The following is an 18,762-nucleotide window of genomic DNA, read 5'->3' on the forward strand; positions in this document are numbered from 1 at the left end:
CCTTACCTCCACTAGGCTGCTGCGAAAAATGGAAAACTGCTCACCGCATATAGTTCTTCACTATAAGCAACCCTTTTCCCGCAGCCAGCCTCTTCTTCAATAGTCAGCGTCACCCTCGTCTTCATCTTGGATGACCTCTTCTTTGTGAGAACAAACCGTACAGTTATAATGGGTGCCCGCCTTGTTCGTCTTCTCGATCATCAAGCCTCCGCACTCCGGACACGGCTTCTCAACCGGTTTGTCCCAGGAGACAAAGTCACATCCCGGATATTGATCGCAGCCGTAGAAAATGCGCCCTTTTTTGCTGCGCCGTTCGATTACTTTGCCTTCCTTGCACTTCGGACAAGTAACCCCAATTTCTTTGACGATCGGCTTAGCGTTGCGACATTCCGGGAATCCTGTACAAGCAAGGAACTTACCGAATCTCCCCATTTTGATCGCCATGAATCTACCGCATTTATCGCACGGAATATCCGTGATCTCATCTTGAATTTCGACTTCCTTCATTTCTTCTTCGGCAAATTCCAATCGCTTTTCGAAAGTGGTGTAGAATTCATCCAACACATTAACCCAATCTACTTTCCCCTCTTCAACATGGTCAAGTCCTTCTTCCATGTGAGCGGTGAACTCGACGTTCAAGATCTCAGGGAAAAATTCAACCATCAGTTGAATAACAAGACCGCCTAATTCTGTTGGAATGAACTTCTTCTCTTCCATTGCAACGTATCCGCGTTTTTGAATCGTCTCTAATGTCGGCGCATACGTACTTGGACGGCCGATGCCCATCTCTTCCAACGCTCTTACAAGCCTCGCTTCAGAATAACGCGGCGGCGGTTGAGTGAAGTGCTGCTTCGGATCGATATGTTTGTTCGATAACTTATCCTTCACCTTCAGCGGTGGCAACATTTTATCGTCTTCAACGACAACATCATCGGTTCCTTCTACATACACCTTCATGAAGCCCGGGAATTTCACTTTCGAGCCGACAGCTCGGAACATAACATCGCCTGCAGCGATATCCACAGTCATGGTGTCCAGAATTGCTGAAGCCATCTGACTCGCTAGGAAACGTTCCCACACAAGCTTATACAATCGATATTGATCGCGGCTTAAGTAGCTCTTCATCTCATCAGGGGACTTCAAAATGGACGTGGGGCGGATTGCTTCATGCGCGTCCTGGGCGTTAGCATTCTTCTTCAGATACACTCTTGGTGTTTCCGGGTAATAGGCAGTCCCATAGGATTGTTCTATATATTCCTTCGCTTCCTCTTGTGCGACCGGAGATATACGAGTTGAATCCGTACGCATATAAGTAATAAGCCCGACTGTGCCTTCTTTTCCCAACTCTACACCTTCATAAAGCTGTTGAGCGATTTGCATCGTCTTGGCAGCGCGGAAATTCAGCTTGCGGGCCGCTTCTTGCTGCAAGGAGCTCGTGATAAAAGGCGGAGAAGGATTCCGTAACCGTTCCTTTTCCTTAACTTCCGTAACTATGAACTTCTGCTTGTCAAGGGCCTGAAGAATACCTTGTACTTCAGACTCATTCGTAAGCTCCTTCTTCTCTCCGTGAATCCCATAAAACTTAGCCTCGAACTCGGCATTGTTAATCCCTAGCTTAGCCGTGATCGACCAATACTCCTCGGGGATGAATTCCTCGATCTCATTCTCACGATCAATAATTAGCTTTACGGCAACGGATTGCACACGCCCGGCCGATAGCCCCTTCTTCACCTTTTTCCAAAGCAATGGGCTAATCTTATACCCCACCAGACGATCCAGAATCCGTCTTGCCTGCTGAGCATTAACCAGATCCATGTCAATCGGGCGAGGTGTCTTGAAGGCATCCTTTACCGCTTGCTTCGTAATCTCATTAAATACAACCCGGCATGCCTCGTTCTCTTCCAGCTCCAAGTAATGTGCAAGATGCCAGGCGATCGCTTCCCCTTCGCGATCCGGGTCAGCTGCGAGATATATTCTTTTTACTTTTTTACTCGCGTCTTTTAATTCTTTTAAGATCGTGCCTTTGCCCCGAATTGTAATATACTTGGGTTCGAATTTATTGTCTACATCAACACCGATCTGGCTTTTAGGAAGGTCCCGAATATGACCCGCGGATGCTTTTACAATGTATTTACTTCCTAAATATTTGCCGATCGTCTTAGCTTTCGCTGGTGATTCCACAATGACTAACGAATCTGCCATAGGTTCGTCCTTCCCCCTCATAGTTCACAACCTCATAGCAGAAAGGAATCTCTCCTACATTCGTACGAAGGTTGGACCGGGTAGTTGCTGAATCTGCTTTAACATTGTTAAAGATAACAGAACTGTGTGCATTTGTCCAAACGCAAATCCCGTAAGCTCCAGTAAACGGTCAATCGAGATGGGCTCCCAACTAATATGGTGCATCAGCAAAGCCTGGTCATTAGACAAATGAACGGTTCCTTGCGTGACCTCTTTAATAGAAGAAACAACTCCACAGGATAACAAAGATCTATATTCTTCTAGAACATCTTCGGTGCAGGTTATCGGCTTGGCTCCTTGCTTGATAAGCGATAATGCGCCTGTACTTTTAGGAGAGGTGATTGGCCCTGGTACAGCGAAGACATCTCTTGAAGCATCTAAAGCTTGGTCTGCTGTTATTAAAGAACCGCTTCTTGCGGCAGCTTCAACTACAATCGTACCTAGACATAACCCTGCTATAATCCTGTTGCGTTGCGGAAATAATCCCGGGTGCATAGGGGTTCCAAGAGGAAATTCGGAGAGAATCAGCCCTTTTTCAGCTATTTGTGTGTAGAGTGCAGTATTTTCTAGCGGGTACACCACGTCCAAGGAGCACCCAAGCACTCCAATGGTAGAACCTGCCTCGTACTCCCTTAATGCCCCCTTATGGGCCTCGCTGTCTATACCTCTCGCTAGTCCGCTAACAACAGTCATTCCAGAGGCTGATAGCTCTTGAGCGAACTGATAGGCTACTTTTTTCCCGTAAGCTGTTGGTGTTCTCGTGCCTACCATTCCAATACATGGCCGTTCAAGAAGCGAAACATTCCCTTTGAAGTAAAGTAGCCATGGCGGCTGTGCGATTTGTTCCAACATCTCCGGATATGTGCTGTCCCATCGAGTAATGAAATTAATTCCCTTAGCTCGATAAGCTTCTAATCTAGTTTCTGCAAAATTGGATTCCTTTAGCAAAGAAATGATTCGCTCTGCCTGGGAAAGCTTGATATCCAAAGCAAGAAGCTGCTCAGGCACCAGTTCTAACAATTGAGGCAGGGAAGGAAATCGCGTTGTGAGCTTATGAATCGTTCTCCATCCGATTCCAGGCATTTCGTGCAGGGCGAATAAGTAAGTTCGGTTATCCATTAGTATATAGCCTCCTTTAAGCGGTTACAAGTCAACATCTCTCTGGCCTGTCAGTGTCTGGATACAATTAACTCCCAGAAATAAAAAAACAACCTCCCAATTCCTTGTCCAGGAAATGGAAGGTTGCTTACCTTCTCAGACGAACTTAATGAGTCTTACATTTTTCTAGCAAGCCTTTTTCTTCTAATACACTAACAAGTGTGGAGCCCATATCGGATGGTGTTGGAGCAACCTTGATCCCACAAGCTTCCATAGTAGCCACTTTCTCAGCCGCAGTACCTTTACCACCAGAGATAATAGCGCCGGCATGTCCCATACGCTTACCTTCTGGAGCAGTTTGGCCTCCAATGAAACCAACAACAGGCTTCTTCATGTTAGCTTTTACCCACTCCGCTGCTTCCTCTTCGGCTGTTCCACCAATCTCACCGATCATGATTACAGCATATGTGTCAGGGTCTTCATTGAACAATTGCAGAATATCGATGAACTCGGAGCCCTTAACAGGGTCTCCACCGATACCAACTGCGGAGGATTGTCCAATACCACGAGTAGTTAGCTGATGAACCGCTTCATATGTGAGCGTGCCAGAACGAGATACTACGCCTACATGGCCTTTTGTATGAATGTAACCAGGCATAATCCCGATCTTACATTCATCCGGAGTAATAACTCCCGGACAGTTAGGTCCGATCAAACGGGTTCTCTTGCCTTCCATGTAACGGCTAACGTTAACCATATCAAGAACAGGGATCCCTTCCGTGATACAGATCGCCAAATCCAGATCCGCGTCCACAGCTTCCATTATCGCATCTGCTGCAAATGCAGGCGGAACATAGATTACAGACGCTGTTGCGCCAGTTGCTGCCTTTGCCTCAGCTACCGTGTTAAATACAGGCAGTTGAACTGTAGATCCGTTCTCCAAAGTAATATCGACGGTAGTACCGCCCTTACCCGGTGTTACGCCACCCACCATTTGAGTACCGTAATCAAGTCCGCCCTTCGTATGGAACATCCCTACGGAACCTGTAATCCCTTGTGTTATTACTTTTGTATTTTTATTGACCAAAATACTCATTCGAGTTCATCTCCTCTCTCAAATTACTTCACGAGTGCTACGATTTTTTGTGCGCCGTCAGACATCGAATCAGCAGCAACAATATTCAAACCGGATTCATTCAAAATTTTCTTACCGAGAGCAACGTTCGTACCTTCCAGACGCACTACGAGCGGACGGTCAAGGCCGACTTGCTTAGCTGCTTCAACAACGCCATTAGCGATTACATCACATTTCATGATGCCGCCGAATATGTTAACGAAAATCCCTTTAACTTTGGAGTCCGACAATATAATCTTGAACGCTTCTGTTACTTTCTCAGTCGTAGCGCCGCCGCCAACATCTAGGAAGTTCGCAGGCTCGCCGCCGAAATATTTGATAATGTCCATCGTAGCCATGGCAAGACCTGCGCCATTAACCATACAACCGATGTTTCCATCTAATGCTATGTAACTCAGGTCGAACTTGGATGCTTCAATCTCCTTAGCATCTTCTTCTTCCAGGTCACGCAATTCAACAATGTCCTTATGACGGAACAAGGCGTTAGAATCAAAGTTCAACTTGGCATCAAGCGCCATAACTTCGCCGCTTCCAGTTACAACTAGCGGATTGATCTCGGCAATCGAGCAATCTTTTTCGATGAAGGCACGGTACAGAGCTGTCATGAATTTAACTGCTTTGTTAACCAATTCATTAGGGATTTTGATCGCATAAGCTAATTTGCGAGCTTGGAAAGCTTGCAAGCCGACAGCTGGATCAATAACTTCTTTGAAAATCTTCTCTGGCGTATGAGCGGCTACTTCTTCAATCTCTGTTCCGCCCTCTTCTGATGCCATCATAACAACGCGACCAGTTCCGCGGTCTACTACTAGCCCGATATAATATTCTTTCTTAATATCGCAGCCTTGCTCAATCAATAGACGCTTAACTTCTTTACCTTCTGGGCCCGTTTGGTGAGTCACCAAGGTTTTGCCGAGAATCTGGCTTGCGTACTCACGCACTTCATCAATGCTCTTAGCTACTTTTACACCGCCAGCTTTACCGCGTCCGCCCGCATGGATCTGAGCCTTAACGACAACAACCGCAGTTCCTATTTGCTTAGCTGCCTCAACAGCTTCTTCAACGGAAAAAGCTACTTTGCCTTGTGGAACAGCAACTCCATATTGTCTCAGGAGTTCTTTTCCTTGATACTCATGGATATTCATTCTCGAATCCTCCTATCAAATATGTTGCAGAATCAAGCACAAACGGCATTACCGTTCTTAAGAGCGGCAAAAAGTTTGGCGTAGAAATATCAGATAAGTATATACTTTCTGATATTGTGAAAAAAGAATTCAAAACGGGTACTGCTGCCTATCGGTTAAAAACCAAAATTGCTTATGTTATAACCCCTTGGATCGCATGGATGGAAGCAAGGAAACCTAAGCACGAGCATAAACAATTCGCTGCCTAATGGGCAGTAACCGTTCAGCGTTGAAATATCGGACTAGGATAAATATTCATCCAATCAGATATTCTAAAAAACCTTACCTATTGTACCACTTTTCCTCGACAATTTCCTGCTTTTTTTCATAAAATCGAGTATTTTTTTGATGTAAATGACGGATGAACAAGAAAACACTCGATTTTTCTAATTGCTCAGGAAATATTCTTTGTAAAACCGGTCATGTTTCTATACGTCATTTGTCTCGATACAAGTATTTCCTTCCCCGGTTAGATTTACCCCAAGTTTACTCCTATGACGAACTCCGAAATGTAAGTTTACAAACCTTGATGGCAGGAATTTTAGTTGAAATCGAGAATTATTAACTATATGGAACATAAGGAAGCACCTTTTTCCAATATGACGGCACAGCCTTCGGTTTATTCTGGATTGCTGGGTCAGACAATGGAGAGAGGTGTTTTTGTATTGTATGGAAAGGTGATCGGAGCATGTTTGGCAGGAATAGAAGGCAGTCTGATCGAGGTGGAAGTGAATTTGAGCAGCGGATTACCGCAGATGACTATCGTTGGGCTGCCAGACTCGGCTGTTCGTGAATCGGTAGAACGAGTCCGAGCCGCGATTAAAAACTGCGGATTCCGTTTCCCTATGGAAAGGATTACGGTCAATCTCGCTCCCGCTGACGTCCGAAAAGAAGGTTCTTCGTTCGACCTCGCTATTGCTCTTGGCATTATTGCTACAAGCGGTCAATTGGCTTCAGAAGGTCTGGAGAAATGCTTAGTAGCAGGTGAGTTGGCGTTGGATGGGAGTCTTCGGCCGATACCTGGTGTATTATCGATGGTGGATGCCGCGAAGAGCAATGGACTGACACATGTACTCATCCCCCATCACAATGTGCCTGAAGCACAGTTAATTGATGGAATCGCGGTGATAGGACTGAGACATCTGAATGAACTTAAGGCATTCAGCGAAGCGGGAATCCTTTATGCTGCTAATCATTTGAATGAGGCGGGACATCAGAATGTCGAGGAGAGCATGAATAAGGGTGGAGTGCAAGCTGGATTGGAACTGACAGAAGACTATGTCGATGTGCGCGGACAGCATCATGCGAAACGAGCGCTGCTGGCAGCCGCCACAGGCATGCATAATATCATAGTAGTTGGACCTCCAGGGTCAGGGAAGACGATGCTTATCAGGCGACTTTCCTCTATTCTCCCCCCTCTAACTGATCAGGAAGCATTGGAAGTAACCAAGATCTATAGTGTGGCTGGCGCGATCAAGGACCGCAATCAATTCATTCGTGTTCGACCGTTTCGCTCCCCGCATCACACGATCTCCACAGGAGGGCTTATTGGTGCAGGCTCTATACCTAAGCCGGGTGAAATAAGTCTGGCTCACAAAGGAGTACTGTTCCTGGATGAACTGCCTGAGTTCCCGCGCTATGTATTAGAAGCGATGCGTCAGCCTTTGGAGGATCGGCGAGTTACGATCAGCAGAGCAAAAGCGGTCTTCACGTTCCCCGCCCATTTCATTCTGGCGGCTTCGATGAATCCGTGTCCTTGCGGATTCTGGGGCAGCGATTCAGACTCCACCTCGTGCACTTGCAGCCCCTTGAAGATTCAGAATTATCGAGCAAGATTATCCGGACCGCTGCTGGATCGAATCGATATGCATATTGAGGTGCCACGTGTTGACAGAAAGACATTAACCGACTCTCAACAGGGCTTGTCTTCGACTGAGATGCGTCAGAGCATGGAAGTGGCGCTGGAACGGCAAAAGCACCGGTATAAGCATAGCAACATCAGGTTCAACGGCGAATTATCGGGAAGATTGTTAAGAGAGGTGTGCTCCATCCCTGCTGATGCGGAGCAACTGCTGCTGCAGTCCTTTGATTTGCTCGGATTAAGCGTCCGTGCCCATGATCGCATCCTGAAGATGGCCAGAACACTTGCGGATCTGGGGGATAGTGATCGGATTCAGGCGGAGCACATTGCTGAGGCCATTCAATATAGAAGCTTGGATAAAAAGTGGTTGTAAAGGACAGATAGAAAAAGCGGTCAAAGGGAAGAGTAAGAGAACTTATGTCCTCTATTCTTCCCTTTGACCGCTTTTTGGTATAAATAAGGGATCTTAGGTCACCAAAAATCAAAAAATAGCCTTTTAATTGGTAGCTTGCTCGAAATAGGGACCCTTGGTCCCCTATTTCAGCCTATTCCTCAACTCTCGTTGGGATAAGTGACATTTTGTCCCTTATCTCTGGAGGCTATTAGAAGGCTTCAGGGATATGATCCAAGCTCACAAGTGTACCTTCCGGTTGAAAAGTTACACAGATCACATCAAATCGTATCGGAACGGATTCTCCCTTTTGCTTCATGTACATGTACACTTGTGCAAGCTCCCGAACTTTCCTCTGCTTGCGAGCATCTATGGACTCTTGGGCCGATCCGAACGTTCCTGTATTCGTTCGCGCTCTTACTTCGACGAATACAAGCGCTTCACTATACTCCGCCACCAGATCAAGTTCTCCGCTCCTGCAGCGCCAATTACGCTCGACGATACGGAAGCCTTGTTGAGTCAAAAAATCAGCAGACAGCTGTTCGCCAAGAGCACCAAGCTCCTTTCGGGATAGCCGTTTCGGATGCATCAAGAGTCCGTCCTCCTGTTCCTGGCTCTTTGATCCGAGCGATAGATGAAGCTTAGCACTTCAGCAACGAGCTGATATAGCTCAGGAGGGATCTCCTGATTGAGATCCAGCTTCGATAATACTTCAACCAGAGAGGGATCCTCTTGCAGAGGAATTCCATGCTCCTTGGCCTTTTTCATAATTTCTTCAGCTATGACTCCCTTACCTTTGGCCACTACAACTGGTGATGCGTTGGTCTCTGGTGAATAGCGGAGTGCGACCGCTTTCTTCGGTTGAGATGGCTTGGAATCTTTCATACGCGAACATCCACTCCCCGGTACGGCTTGATGTGATACGCAGCCGCCGCTGATTTGGGGCTTCGTTGTGCGGTTTCTTCTTGAACTGGCCCTTCGGCAGAAGGAGCTTGCAGCTCAGGGAAAGGTGCGCAGCGCATAGTTACAAGCGTATACCCGGAATTAGCCAACCCAGCTTCGATTTCATCACGGTACTTCTCGATGAGGTTATTCATAAAGGGATGATCATTATGAATCTGGAGTTGTACTTTGCGATCGTACACTTGCACATCTACTAATGTATCGCCTATGGATTTCATGTGGAGATCGAACAGAAGTCGACAATTATGAGCATCAATCTCGCCTTTCTTCCCTTTGCGGGATTGCACATGAATCGAGGCTGTCTGTTCGCCTTCTCCATTATGAAACGGGACGAATAATGTAATATGGGAGAATACGGCGCTGCGGTCTGGGGTCAGCAGCAATTGCTGACCTGTAATGTTCTGCAGCGCCTGCTGCACTTGCTCTTTCACTGCAGGCGGTAAGCCATCCATATCCGCCAATTGCAGCAGGACACTCTTCAACGTGTCCGTGAAAGGCTTCTGAGCGGCGCTGTCTGGTCTTTCCTGGGCATCCAAAGGCCCGCCAGGAAGAACTAACTCTGTTCCGCCGATCTTCACTAGCGTGCCGCTGTCTGCTTCACGGAACAAGCTCTTGGCGACAGCGTGCTCGTGCTCTACCCCGACAGCCTTAAGCAGTCGGGGGATCCATTCCGGCGCGGCAGCAGGCCTAGCCGGAGGCTGCTCCGCTGCGGCGGCGCCAGCGCCAGCCGCTGCGCGCGGCGCGTCGCCCGCGGCCGGGCGCGGCTCGCCGTCGGGCGGCTGCGCGGCCGCCTGCGGCGCAGCGCTCGCCTGCGGCGCAGGCGCCGCCGCTGGCGCGGGTGCGCCGCGGCCCGCCGCGCTCGCGCTGGCCGCGGCATCGCGCGCAGCGGCGCCTGCGGCGCTAGCGCCGCCCGGCTGCGCCGGCAGCGGCGTCCGCGCCTCGCCGCGCGTAGCCGCGCTCGCGCCGGCGTCGCCTGGCGCAGCAGCTGCGCTGCCGCGCGCCTGGGCGCCAACCGCCGGCGGCGCCTCAGGCGCGCTCGCGGCCACGCTGCGTGCGCTGTCGGCGAGGCCGCTGAGCAGCGCGAGCAGCTTGCTGGCGGCTTCGCGCGCCGCTGGCGGCAGCTCTGCGCCGCCGCTAAGCTTCGGCTGCAGCGCCTCGCTCAGCTTGCTCGACAGCTGCGACAGCTCCTCGTGGAACGGCTTGCCGAACATAACCTGATGGAGCGCACCTACCGTTGACGCTGTCACAGGCAAGCTCCGCTTCATGGCCACAATCGAGGCTTCCGTCCATTCCTCCGTACTGGCTGCAGGAGGCATTTGCTCCATGACAGCATGCAGTTGTTGGACATTCGTACGACTTAGCGGAACACCGGCTTGCTGCATATTTCTAACCAGCTCTCTAGCAGCAGGTTGATCTTTCAGCCCAAACCCTTTTACGAGATCCGACAGAGACTCATCCGATAAAGCCACATCAGGGGATGTGACCGGCTTCAGAATCATTTGATTGCTATTGGAATTCGGCTGCACCTGGAGCAGGGTTACTTGTCCTTGCTGCAAAGGAGTTTCCAGCTTCGCTCTGACATGGACACCACCTATATTCACTACCGCTTCCTGGTCGGCAAGAAGCTGCAGGACCATCCCTTTCACAATCTGACCAACCTTTAACTCTAGTGATTTGGCGTCCCCTATCTGGGTCTCCCCCATCAAACCACGCAGCATGTGACCGATTTGCATGTTCATCTGAACATCCCCTCCTTAATCCAGACCTGCTCGATCCTATATTCGCATGTATACCTATTATCGACTGAATGCGCATTTGAATGAAGTCTATTCCCTAGAATAGCTCTTGCTGAATGTGGAATATATTCCCTAAAAATGATTTGCGGTGAAGCGGGCTGGCCCCATATTCCATGATGGCTTCTCTATGTATTTTGGTTGCATACCCTTTATGTACTCCGATGCCGTATTCAGGAAACTCGGAATCCCAATAAAGGCACTTGCGGTCTCTGGTGACTTTTGCAATAATGGAAGCCGCCGCAATGGACTGACTCAGCGCATCTCCATGAATGACTGCTAATTGAGGAATTGGACTGTCCACCTTCTCAGCATCCACTAGCAAGTATTCCGGCGTAAAAGTCGCCGCCACCTGTTCCAAAGCTTGCTTCATAGCAAGCCTTGCAGCTTGTTTAATATTGATGGAATCGATTGTCGCTGCGTTTACTTCTCCAATCCCTACAGCTAAAGCCTGCTCCATAATTATATCGTATAAAAGCTCCCTTTTTTTCTCACTTAGCTTCTTGGAATCATTAATGCCCTCAATTTCCAGATCTGCAGGCAGCACAACCGCTGCTGCAACAACATCGCCGAACAAACAGCCCCGGCCGACTTCATCTATTCCAGCTACCCATTTGAGCCCTCTCGCCCATAAGTCGCGTTCGTATTCCAACATATTACCTGTCTCCATCCAAATTAGTATGAATTATAATACCTTATCCCTTTATTGTACTGTTTCTTCGATCCTGGGGGAAGTCTAACATGTGTTTCGCTTCATGCAAAAAAGCACCCACCCGGCGCTATACTACGAGCATCGCCTGAGGTAGGCAGCTTCATAATACTAACGAATCGGATCAGGTGCTTCCTGTTTCTTGCTTTGTGCTTTTGGGCGCTCCAGAGTAATTCTCCCGAGCTTCCCACTGCGTAAATCCCGTAATATAACGAGCGAAGCCTTATCCAAGTTGACAGTGCCCCCGCTTTGCAAGCATCCTCTCTTGCGTCCAATCTGCTCCATGATAGCCACAATTGCGTCTGTATCTAATGCTTGTCCACCCTCAGGAAGAGTTTCCAATTCATACCTTTCCTTAAGCTCTCGGGGGTACACATTTATCATATAACGAATTGTGTGAAACGCGATATCAGCCAAATCGAGGAGTTGGTCTTTGATCGAACCGATCATCGCCATTTTGTAACCGACTTGTTGATCCTCGAATTTGGGCCACAGAATCCCTGGAGTATCAAGCAATTCGATGCCTATGTTTGTCTTTATCCACTGTTGTCCTTTTGTAACACCAGGCTTGTCCCCAGTAGCTGCTACGTGACGGTTAGCCAGCTTGTTAATAAGCGTCGATTTGCCCACATTCGGAATCCCTACTATTAAAGCCCTAATCGCTCGCGGGTTAATGCCTTTTCGTATTTGCGCGTCAATCTTATCCTTGAGAACCACTTTCGCACGCTCAGCAATTTCCTTAATCTGATATCCAGTTGTAGCATCTATAGGTAAAGCAGATATTCCTCTGTCCTCAAAATACTGCACCCATTCCTTAGTCAAAGCCGGATCAGCAAGATCGGATTTGTTCAGAACAACGAGTCTCGGCTTCTGCATCAATATATCGTCAATCATCGGATTACGGCTCGATAAAGGAATTCGCGCATCCAGCAGCTCAATGGCAATATCAATCAACTTTAACTTGTCTTGAATTTGCCGTCTTGCCCGAGTCATGTGACCCGGAAACCATTGAATGGTCATAACTTCCTCCTAACTAATATGAGAATCCGGTTCTCAGTGTATCCATTGAATCTTATTGGCAGGCCAGAATATTAAATCCGCACGACCGACCACTTTTTCAAGCTCAACCGGACCAATCATACGGCTATCAGAGCTGAATGACCGATTATCACCCATTACAAAAATGGATCCTTCTGGAACCTTGGTCTCAGCGTAGTTTCTATTGTTGTAATTTCCCCCTGCTTGATGAGCTTTATCCAAAGCTTCCTTCAAATAAGGTTCATCCAAAAGCTCTCCGTTCACGTACACTTTATCTCCCTGTACTCTAACGGTCTCCCCGGGTAAAGCAATTACACGTTTAATATAATCTTTTTGAGCTGGAGCGTGGAATACAACGACTTCACCGCGCTTCGGTTCACGGACATTATACAAAATCTTGTTCACAATAATGCGTTCGGCGTTATCGAAGTTAGGCTCCATCGACTCCCCATCTACTATAAACGGCGCAAAGATGAACCAACGAATAACAAACACTAGTCCGAGCGCTATCAGCAGTGCCTTGCCCCATTCCCATGCTTCGTTCTTCACTTTCTGGTTCTTGGCAGTCGCACTGGAAGGAACTTCTTCTGAAGGTTCGCCTTGTCCTTTGGAATCTATACCACTGAATTGTTCGTTATCTGTATGTACGTGACTCGCATTTCCGTCGAGTTCGGTCTTTAGTACTTGTTCCACCGTGTCGTCTGACGGATCATTTTTCAGTTCATCTTGATCATTGGTGCGTTTTTTAGACTCGTTATCCATGCAACCACCACCCTTTATTCAGAGGTCGTTTCAGTGATTTACCGAAAAGCTTATTCGAGCGGACCATCGTTTTCATAAACCCGCTATGCATGTAAATGAACGAAAGGAGACTTGTAAGCAAGCCTCCTTTCTGATTCTTATCGAATTTCTTTAATTCTAGCTGCTTTACCGCGCAGACCGCGCAAGTAATACAGTTTGGCACGACGAACTTTACCTTTACGAGCTACTTCGATCTTCTCGATCTTAGGAGTATGCAATGGGAATGTTCTTTCAACACCTACGCCGTACGACATTTTACGTACTGTAAATGTTTCGCTGATGCCGCCTCCACGACGGGAGATGACAACACCTTCAAAAATCTGAATACGCTCACGGGATCCCTCGATAACTTTTACGTGTACTTTCAAAGTATCGCCGGGACGAAAGCTTGGAAGATCTTTGCGGAGTTGTTCTTGTGTAATAATTTGAACAAGATTCATATGACTTCCTCCTTCCACTCAGGTGTTCGTACGCGTTCCTTAAACGAATCCATCGTTCAGTCATCACGAGCAGCGGACCACCGGACTAAGCAAAACTGCAACAGAAGCAATTTTACCACAAACACTAGGCAAATACAAGTAATTATTACCCTACAGAGTGGGGCCAACCTCCGAAGCATATTCCAGGTACTTTGCGCGGCCCCCTACTTTTAACTCCATAATTGTGCTACTCTTTCTCTGCTTGCTCCTGTTCCAGCTTCTTCAACCACTGACGATCTTCACGCGAAAGCTCCATACCCTCTAACAGGTCAGGCCTGCGGCGCCATGTACGTTCGAGCGATTGCTGCTTTCGCCACTTTTCGATCTGAGCATGATGTCCTGATAAAAGCACGTCTGGGACGGTCAGGCCGCGAAAGTCTGCAGGTCGAGTATAATGGGGATATTCTAACAATCCGGTACTGAAAGAGTCCGTTACAGCCGACTGTTCATTTCCAAGCACACCAGGCAATAGCCTCACTACGCTGTCGATGATAGCCATTGAGGGAATCTCTCCACCCGTTAATACATAGTCCCCTATCGATATCTCATCGGTGACCAGGAACTCACGTATTCGTTCGTCATAGCCTTCGTAGTGGCCGCAAATGAATACCAAATGCGCCTCACGGGACAATTCTTCGGCCTTGCGTTGACTGAAGCGTTCTCCCTGGGGGCACAGGAGGATGACTCGCGGCCTCACGGACTCCCCTTCTACACATAAATCTTCTACGGCGCGGAAGATTGGATCTGGCTTCAGTACCATTCCCCCACCGCCGCCATATGGGTAATCGTCTACTGTGTTATGCTTGTTGCCTGAATAATCCCGAAAGTTGACCGCATTCAGAGCGACCAACCCTTTCTCCCTGGCCTTCCCAAGTATACTAGCCTGGAAGACTCCGTCGAACATTTCGGGAAACAGAGTTAACACATCGATTCTCATTACTCTAACCCTTCCATCAAGTGAACCGTAATTAACTTACTTTCCACATTGACGTCCAATACTACATCATCGATTACCGGAATTAGCAGCTGCTTGCCCGTTGGTCGGTTCACAACCCAGACATGATTAGCGCCAGGCGCCAGAATCTCAGATACGGTTCCCAATTGTTCACCTTCATCGGTCACGACTTGACAGCCTACGATTTCGTGGTAATAATACTCGTCTTCATCCAGATCCGACAACTGTTCTTCATTGATTTTTAGCATCCAGCCTTTGTATTTCTCTACATCATTGATGTGTTCAAAAGACTTGAGCTTGAGAATGTATGTATTCTTATGCGCTCGTGCGGATTCCACCTCGACCGAAATGTTATCCCGGCCAGATGTATCTGTAAGCGTCAATTGACTGCCAATAGCAAACCGATCCTCCGGGAAATCCGTTAGCGGAACAATCTTCAACTCACCACGAATGCCATGAGTATTTGCTACTTTTCCTACATTAAACCACTTCGTAGTCACTCTAATTCCCTCCTGCTCTGCTTGTAGCTTTCGGAAAATGCCTCAACACGTTGGAAAAAGGGTTAGGCTCATATTTCATGTTCCTAACCCTTCTTCTGTGAAGTTTGTGTGTCCGATGTTGTCTCTATACATGAATTTCGCTCCTATGGCTAGGAAACAATTTCCAAAGAGACTCTTTTCGATTCCTTAACTGCAGCTGAAGTGATGACAGTACGTAATGCCTTGGCAATACGCCCTTGCTTTCCAATTACTTTGCCCACGTCAGACGGGTGCACGGTCAGCTTATAGGTGATTTCATCCTTGTCTTCAACTGCATTCACGACAACATCTTCGGGATGATCCACCAAAGCCTTAGCCAATACTGTGATAAGGTCCTTCATGATGATTACCTCCGAATCAACGAATTACTTCGTTAGTTTGCTCTCGTGAAACTTCGTCATAATACCGGCTTTGCTGAACAAGTTACGAACGGTATCGGAAGCTTGTGCGCCGTTTTGCAACCATTTCAACGCTTTTTCTTCGTCAAGGGATACTACAGCCGGAGTTACAATCGGATTGTAAGTACCAATTTCCTCGATAAAACGACCGTCGCGCGGGGAACGGGAATCCGATACTACCACACGATAAAATGGTGATTTATGAGCACCAATACGTTTCAAACGAATACGAACTGCCATGAATGATTCACCTCCTTAATAAATTTCCCATATTCTTCTTTCTTCCAATATCTAACCAAAAGGAAATTTGAAACCTTTACCGCCGCCGAGCTTGCCTTTCAGGCCGCCCTTAGGACCTTTCGGACCTTTGGGACCCATCATCGACGAGAATTGCTTCATCATCTTGCGCATATCGTCGAACTGTTTGATGAGGCGGTTCACGTCTTGAAGGGTTGTGCCGCTTCCAGCAGCAATCCGTCTGCGTCTGCTTGAGTTAAGCATCTCAGGCTTCTGCTTCTCTTCCTTGGTCATGGACTTTACGATCGCTACTACACGACCCATCTGCTTGTCATCGACCTTGACGTCCTTCAGGCCCTTCATCTTGTTAGCGCCAGGCAGCATGTCGAGAATCTGATCGATCGGACCCATCTTCTTGACTTGCTCCATTTGCTCCAAGAAATCCTCGAAGGTGAATTCGGCTGTCCGCATCTTACGTTCCATCTCAGCTGCTTTTTCCGCATCGATGTTGGTCTGAGCTTTCTCGATCAAGGACAACATATCCCCCATGCCGAGAATTCGGGATGCCATACGTTCAGGATGAAACGGCTCTAGTGCGTCTATCTTCTCGCCTATGGTAGCGAATTTGATTGGGCATCCGGTTACAGCCTTAACCGATAATGCGGCTCCGCCGCGTGTATCACTGTCAAGCTTCGTCAGAATGACCCCTGTCAATTGCAACTGCTCGTTGAAGCTTGAAGCAACATTCGCTGATTCTTGACCTGTCATGGCATCGACTACTAATAACACTTCATCCGGTTCGGTTACTTTGTGAATCTGGCTTAACTCTTCCATAAGCTGTTCGTCAATGTGGAGTCGGCCTGCGGTATCGATGATCACATAATCGTGACCGTGTTCCTTAGCGTGCTCTAGACCTTGGCGAGCAATCTCAACCGGGCTTGTCTGATCCCCTAATGAGAATACAGGAGCCTTGATCTGCTCACCTAATACCTGTAATTGCTTGATCGCTGCTGGCCGATAAATATCGGCTGCTACTAACAAAGGTCGATGATTCTGTTTCTGAAGCAGCTTCGCAAGCTTACCAGAGGAAGTGGTCTTCCCCGCCCCCTGCAAACCAACCATCATAATGACAGTCGGCGGCTTATTCGATCTAGCCAGCTTACTCTGTGTACCGCCCATCAGTGCGGTCATTTCTTTATTCACGATGTCGATGACGATCATACCAGGGGTGAAGCTCTTCAATACATCCTGTCCGATCGCCTTCTCCTTCACCTTGGCCACGAATTCCTTGACCACCTTGAAGTTGACGTCCGCTTCCAACAGGGCAAGTCGAACTTCCCTAAGCGCTTCTGTTACATCGTCTTCCGTCAGTTTGCCTTTGCTTCGCAGTTTGCTGAACACATTCTGCAGTCGACTGGATAACCCTTCAAAAGCCATTACGAACACCTCAATTCCTATTCGGAATCATTACTATGATCAATCTAATCTATATTGTACAACTGTAGGATCAAGTTCTTCAAATCTGCATTGGATTCATGAGGAGATTCAGCCAGCAATCGATCCAGCTGTTCTACAATTACAGTACGCTCTTCATGCTTGGCGAGTAGATGCAGTTTCTGTTCCGTCTCTTCGAGAGTAAGCTCAGCGCGCTTGATATGCTCATACACCGCTTGGCGGCTTATATCGAACTCTGCGGCAATCTCACCGAGCGAGAAATCCTCATGAAAGTAATAGGAGAGAAACGTTCGCTGCTTATCTGTTAAGAGTTGTCCGTAAAAATCAAACAGCTTGTTAATTCGTATTGTCTTGTCAAGCAACTGCTCTTCGCTCATCGGTGTTCACTCCTTCTGTCAAGGGAAAACACTTTACAACACCAACCTAGACTATAATAGCGGAGCATGAATACATTGTCAAGTATATTTACTTGTCACTTTGCTCATCTTCGGGACTCTCGGTTATAAGACCCGCGAACAGAGCATGAACGAATTGATCGGAATCGAAATCTTGCATATCATCCATCTTCTCACCAAGACCTACAAGCTTCACAGGAATGTCCAGCTCTTGACGGATCGCAATAACAATCCCACCTTTAGCCGTACTGTCCAGCTTGGTTAGTACAAGACCGGTAACGCCTGTTTTCTCGCCGAACAGCTTAGCTTGACTAAGCGCATTTTGTCCGGTGGTAGCGTCGATTACTAACAGCACTTCATGCGGTGCCTCCGGAATCTCCCTGCCGATGACGCGGTAGATCTTATTCAACTCGTCCATCAGGTTGGATTTGTTCTGCAATCGTCCTGCTGTATCACATAGCAGGATGTCTGCTCCTCGAGTCTTAGCCGCCTTAATCGCGTCATACATAACGGCTGCTGGGTCTGAGCCAGGCTGCTGCTTGATCACATCCACCCCTACACGCTTCCCCCATACCTCCAACTGATCAATAGCCGCTGCACGGAACGTATCCCCTGCTGCCAAGAGCACTTGCAGCCCTTCTTGTTTGTATCGATGAGCCAGCTTGCCGATTGTAGTCGTCTTCCCGACCCCGTTAACGCCTACAAACAAGATCACGGTTGGGCCGCTCTCCGCGCGGCGCAGTCCCGTATTTTTGTCCGATTTAAGCAGACCTACTAATTTCTCAGATAAAATAGGCTGCAGATCAGCGGCTTGCTCGATTTTACGTTTACGAACCTCTGTCCGCAGCTCCTCGATTAGCTTTACGACGGTATTTACGCCAACATCGGAAGCAATCAGAATTTCTTCAAGCTCTTCATAGAATTCTTCGTCTATCTTTTTACGGCGCAGGATCAGATCCTCTACTTTTTCTACAAAAGCAGTGCGAGTCTTGCTTAAGCCTTCTTTAAATTTTTGGGTCACCGCTTCAGTTTTTGTTGATATGCTGTCTTTCAGCTTTTTGAAAAAACTCATGTTAGCTTGTCCACCAAC

19 protein-coding genes are annotated in these 18,762 nt (G+C 47.8%); 1 reads left to right on the plus strand and 18 read right to left on the minus strand.

Annotated elements, in window-relative coordinates; translation table 11 throughout:
• Window positions 1-96 precede the first annotated feature (96 nt).
• The 4 genes from topA to sucC form a co-directional block, all read right to left on the minus strand.
• The gene (gene topA / locus AC58QD_RS02440; protein ID WP_497329620.1) at window positions 97-2,202 is read right to left on the minus strand and encodes a type I DNA topoisomerase; all 2,106 of its coding nucleotides are present in this window, start codon (window positions 2,200-2,202) and stop codon (window positions 97-99) included.
• 54 nt (window positions 2,203-2,256) lie between these two features.
• Complete coding sequence (dprA, locus tag AC58QD_RS02445) at window positions 2,257-3,360, minus strand: DNA-processing protein DprA (RefSeq protein ID WP_497329622.1); 1,104 nt, start codon at window positions 3,358-3,360, stop codon at window positions 2,257-2,259.
• A gap of 145 nt (window positions 3,361-3,505) precedes the next feature.
• Window positions 3,506-4,435: a succinate--CoA ligase subunit alpha gene (sucD, locus tag AC58QD_RS02450; RefSeq protein WP_497329624.1), complete on the minus strand. Its 930-nt coding sequence runs from the start codon at window positions 4,433-4,435 to the stop codon at window positions 3,506-3,508.
• A 23-nt stretch (window positions 4,436-4,458) separates the two neighbouring features.
• Complete coding sequence (sucC, locus tag AC58QD_RS02455) at window positions 4,459-5,619, minus strand: ADP-forming succinate--CoA ligase subunit beta (protein ID WP_497329626.1); 1,161 nt, start codon at window positions 5,617-5,619, stop codon at window positions 4,459-4,461.
• Between the two features lie 704 nt (window positions 5,620-6,323).
• Between sucC and AC58QD_RS02460 the strand changes: the two genes are divergently transcribed.
• Entirely contained in the window at window positions 6,324-7,892 is a 1,569-nt protein-coding gene (locus AC58QD_RS02460; protein WP_497330064.1) for a YifB family Mg chelatase-like AAA ATPase, read from the plus strand.
• Window positions 7,893-8,121: 229 nt separating this feature from the next.
• On the opposite strand, the gene AC58QD_RS02465 is transcribed toward AC58QD_RS02460, so the two are convergent.
• The 14 genes from AC58QD_RS02465 to ftsY all read right to left on the minus strand — a co-directional run bounded on the left by AC58QD_RS02465 (window position 8,122) and on the right by ftsY (window position 18,744).
• Complete coding sequence (locus AC58QD_RS02465) at window positions 8,122-8,499, minus strand: YraN family protein (RefSeq protein ID WP_497330066.1); 378 nt, start codon at window positions 8,497-8,499, stop codon at window positions 8,122-8,124.
• Window positions 8,499-8,795, minus strand: coding sequence for an EscU/YscU/HrcU family type III secretion system export apparatus switch protein (locus tag AC58QD_RS02470; RefSeq protein ID WP_497329628.1), 297 nt, complete (start codon window positions 8,793-8,795; stop codon window positions 8,499-8,501). The genes AC58QD_RS02465 and AC58QD_RS02470 overlap by 1 nt, the downstream gene beginning before the upstream one ends.
• Window positions 8,792-10,612, minus strand: a complete 1,821-nt coding sequence (locus AC58QD_RS02475; RefSeq protein ID WP_497329630.1) for a TP0910 N-terminal domain-containing protein — start codon at window positions 10,610-10,612, stop codon at window positions 8,792-8,794. The genes AC58QD_RS02470 and AC58QD_RS02475 overlap by 4 nt, the downstream gene beginning before the upstream one ends.
• Before the next feature lie 94 nt (window positions 10,613-10,706).
• Window positions 10,707-11,321 (minus strand): ribonuclease HII, encoded by a 615-nt coding sequence (gene rnhB, locus AC58QD_RS02480; protein ID WP_497329632.1) that lies wholly within the window; start codon window positions 11,319-11,321, stop codon window positions 10,707-10,709.
• A 165-nt stretch (window positions 11,322-11,486) separates the two neighbouring features.
• Complete coding sequence (ylqF, locus tag AC58QD_RS02485; RefSeq protein ID WP_497329634.1) at window positions 11,487-12,395, minus strand: ribosome biogenesis GTPase YlqF; 909 nt, start codon at window positions 12,393-12,395, stop codon at window positions 11,487-11,489.
• Window positions 12,396-12,428: 33 nt separating this feature from the next.
• Complete coding sequence (lepB, locus tag AC58QD_RS02490; protein ID WP_497330068.1) at window positions 12,429-13,031, minus strand: signal peptidase I; 603 nt, start codon at window positions 13,029-13,031, stop codon at window positions 12,429-12,431.
• Window positions 13,032-13,312: 281 nt separating this feature from the next.
• Window positions 13,313-13,654 (minus strand): 50S ribosomal protein L19, encoded by a 342-nt coding sequence (rplS, locus tag AC58QD_RS02495; RefSeq protein WP_497329636.1) that lies wholly within the window; start codon window positions 13,652-13,654, stop codon window positions 13,313-13,315.
• A gap of 226 nt (window positions 13,655-13,880) precedes the next feature.
• Window positions 13,881-14,630: a tRNA (guanosine(37)-N1)-methyltransferase TrmD gene (gene trmD, locus AC58QD_RS02500; protein ID WP_497329638.1), complete on the minus strand. Its 750-nt coding sequence runs from the start codon at window positions 14,628-14,630 to the stop codon at window positions 13,881-13,883.
• Complete coding sequence (gene rimM, locus AC58QD_RS02505; RefSeq protein ID WP_497329640.1) at window positions 14,630-15,148, minus strand: ribosome maturation factor RimM; 519 nt, start codon at window positions 15,146-15,148, stop codon at window positions 14,630-14,632. Before rimM ends, trmD begins: the two co-directional genes overlap by 1 nt.
• 149 nt (window positions 15,149-15,297) lie before the next feature.
• On the minus strand, window positions 15,298-15,528 hold the full coding sequence (locus AC58QD_RS02510) for a KH domain-containing protein (protein WP_497329642.1): 231 nt from the start codon (window positions 15,526-15,528) through the stop codon (window positions 15,298-15,300).
• Between the two features lie 24 nt (window positions 15,529-15,552).
• Window positions 15,553-15,825: a 30S ribosomal protein S16 gene (gene rpsP / locus AC58QD_RS02515; RefSeq protein ID WP_497329644.1), complete on the minus strand. Its 273-nt coding sequence runs from the start codon at window positions 15,823-15,825 to the stop codon at window positions 15,553-15,555.
• Between the two features lie 51 nt (window positions 15,826-15,876).
• Window positions 15,877-17,259 (minus strand): signal recognition particle protein, encoded by a 1,383-nt coding sequence (gene ffh / locus AC58QD_RS02520; protein WP_497329646.1) that lies wholly within the window; start codon window positions 17,257-17,259, stop codon window positions 15,877-15,879.
• Window positions 17,260-17,303: 44 nt separating this feature from the next.
• Entirely contained in the window at window positions 17,304-17,654 is a 351-nt protein-coding gene (locus AC58QD_RS02525) for a putative DNA-binding protein (protein ID WP_497329648.1), read from the minus strand.
• An 88-nt stretch (window positions 17,655-17,742) separates the two neighbouring features.
• Window positions 17,743-18,744 (minus strand): signal recognition particle-docking protein FtsY, encoded by a 1,002-nt coding sequence (gene ftsY, locus AC58QD_RS02530; RefSeq protein ID WP_497329650.1) that lies wholly within the window; start codon window positions 18,742-18,744, stop codon window positions 17,743-17,745.
• Window positions 18,745-18,762: the final 18 nt, after the last annotated feature.

The organism is Paenibacillus sp. J2R1T-4 (assembly GCF_059692235.1).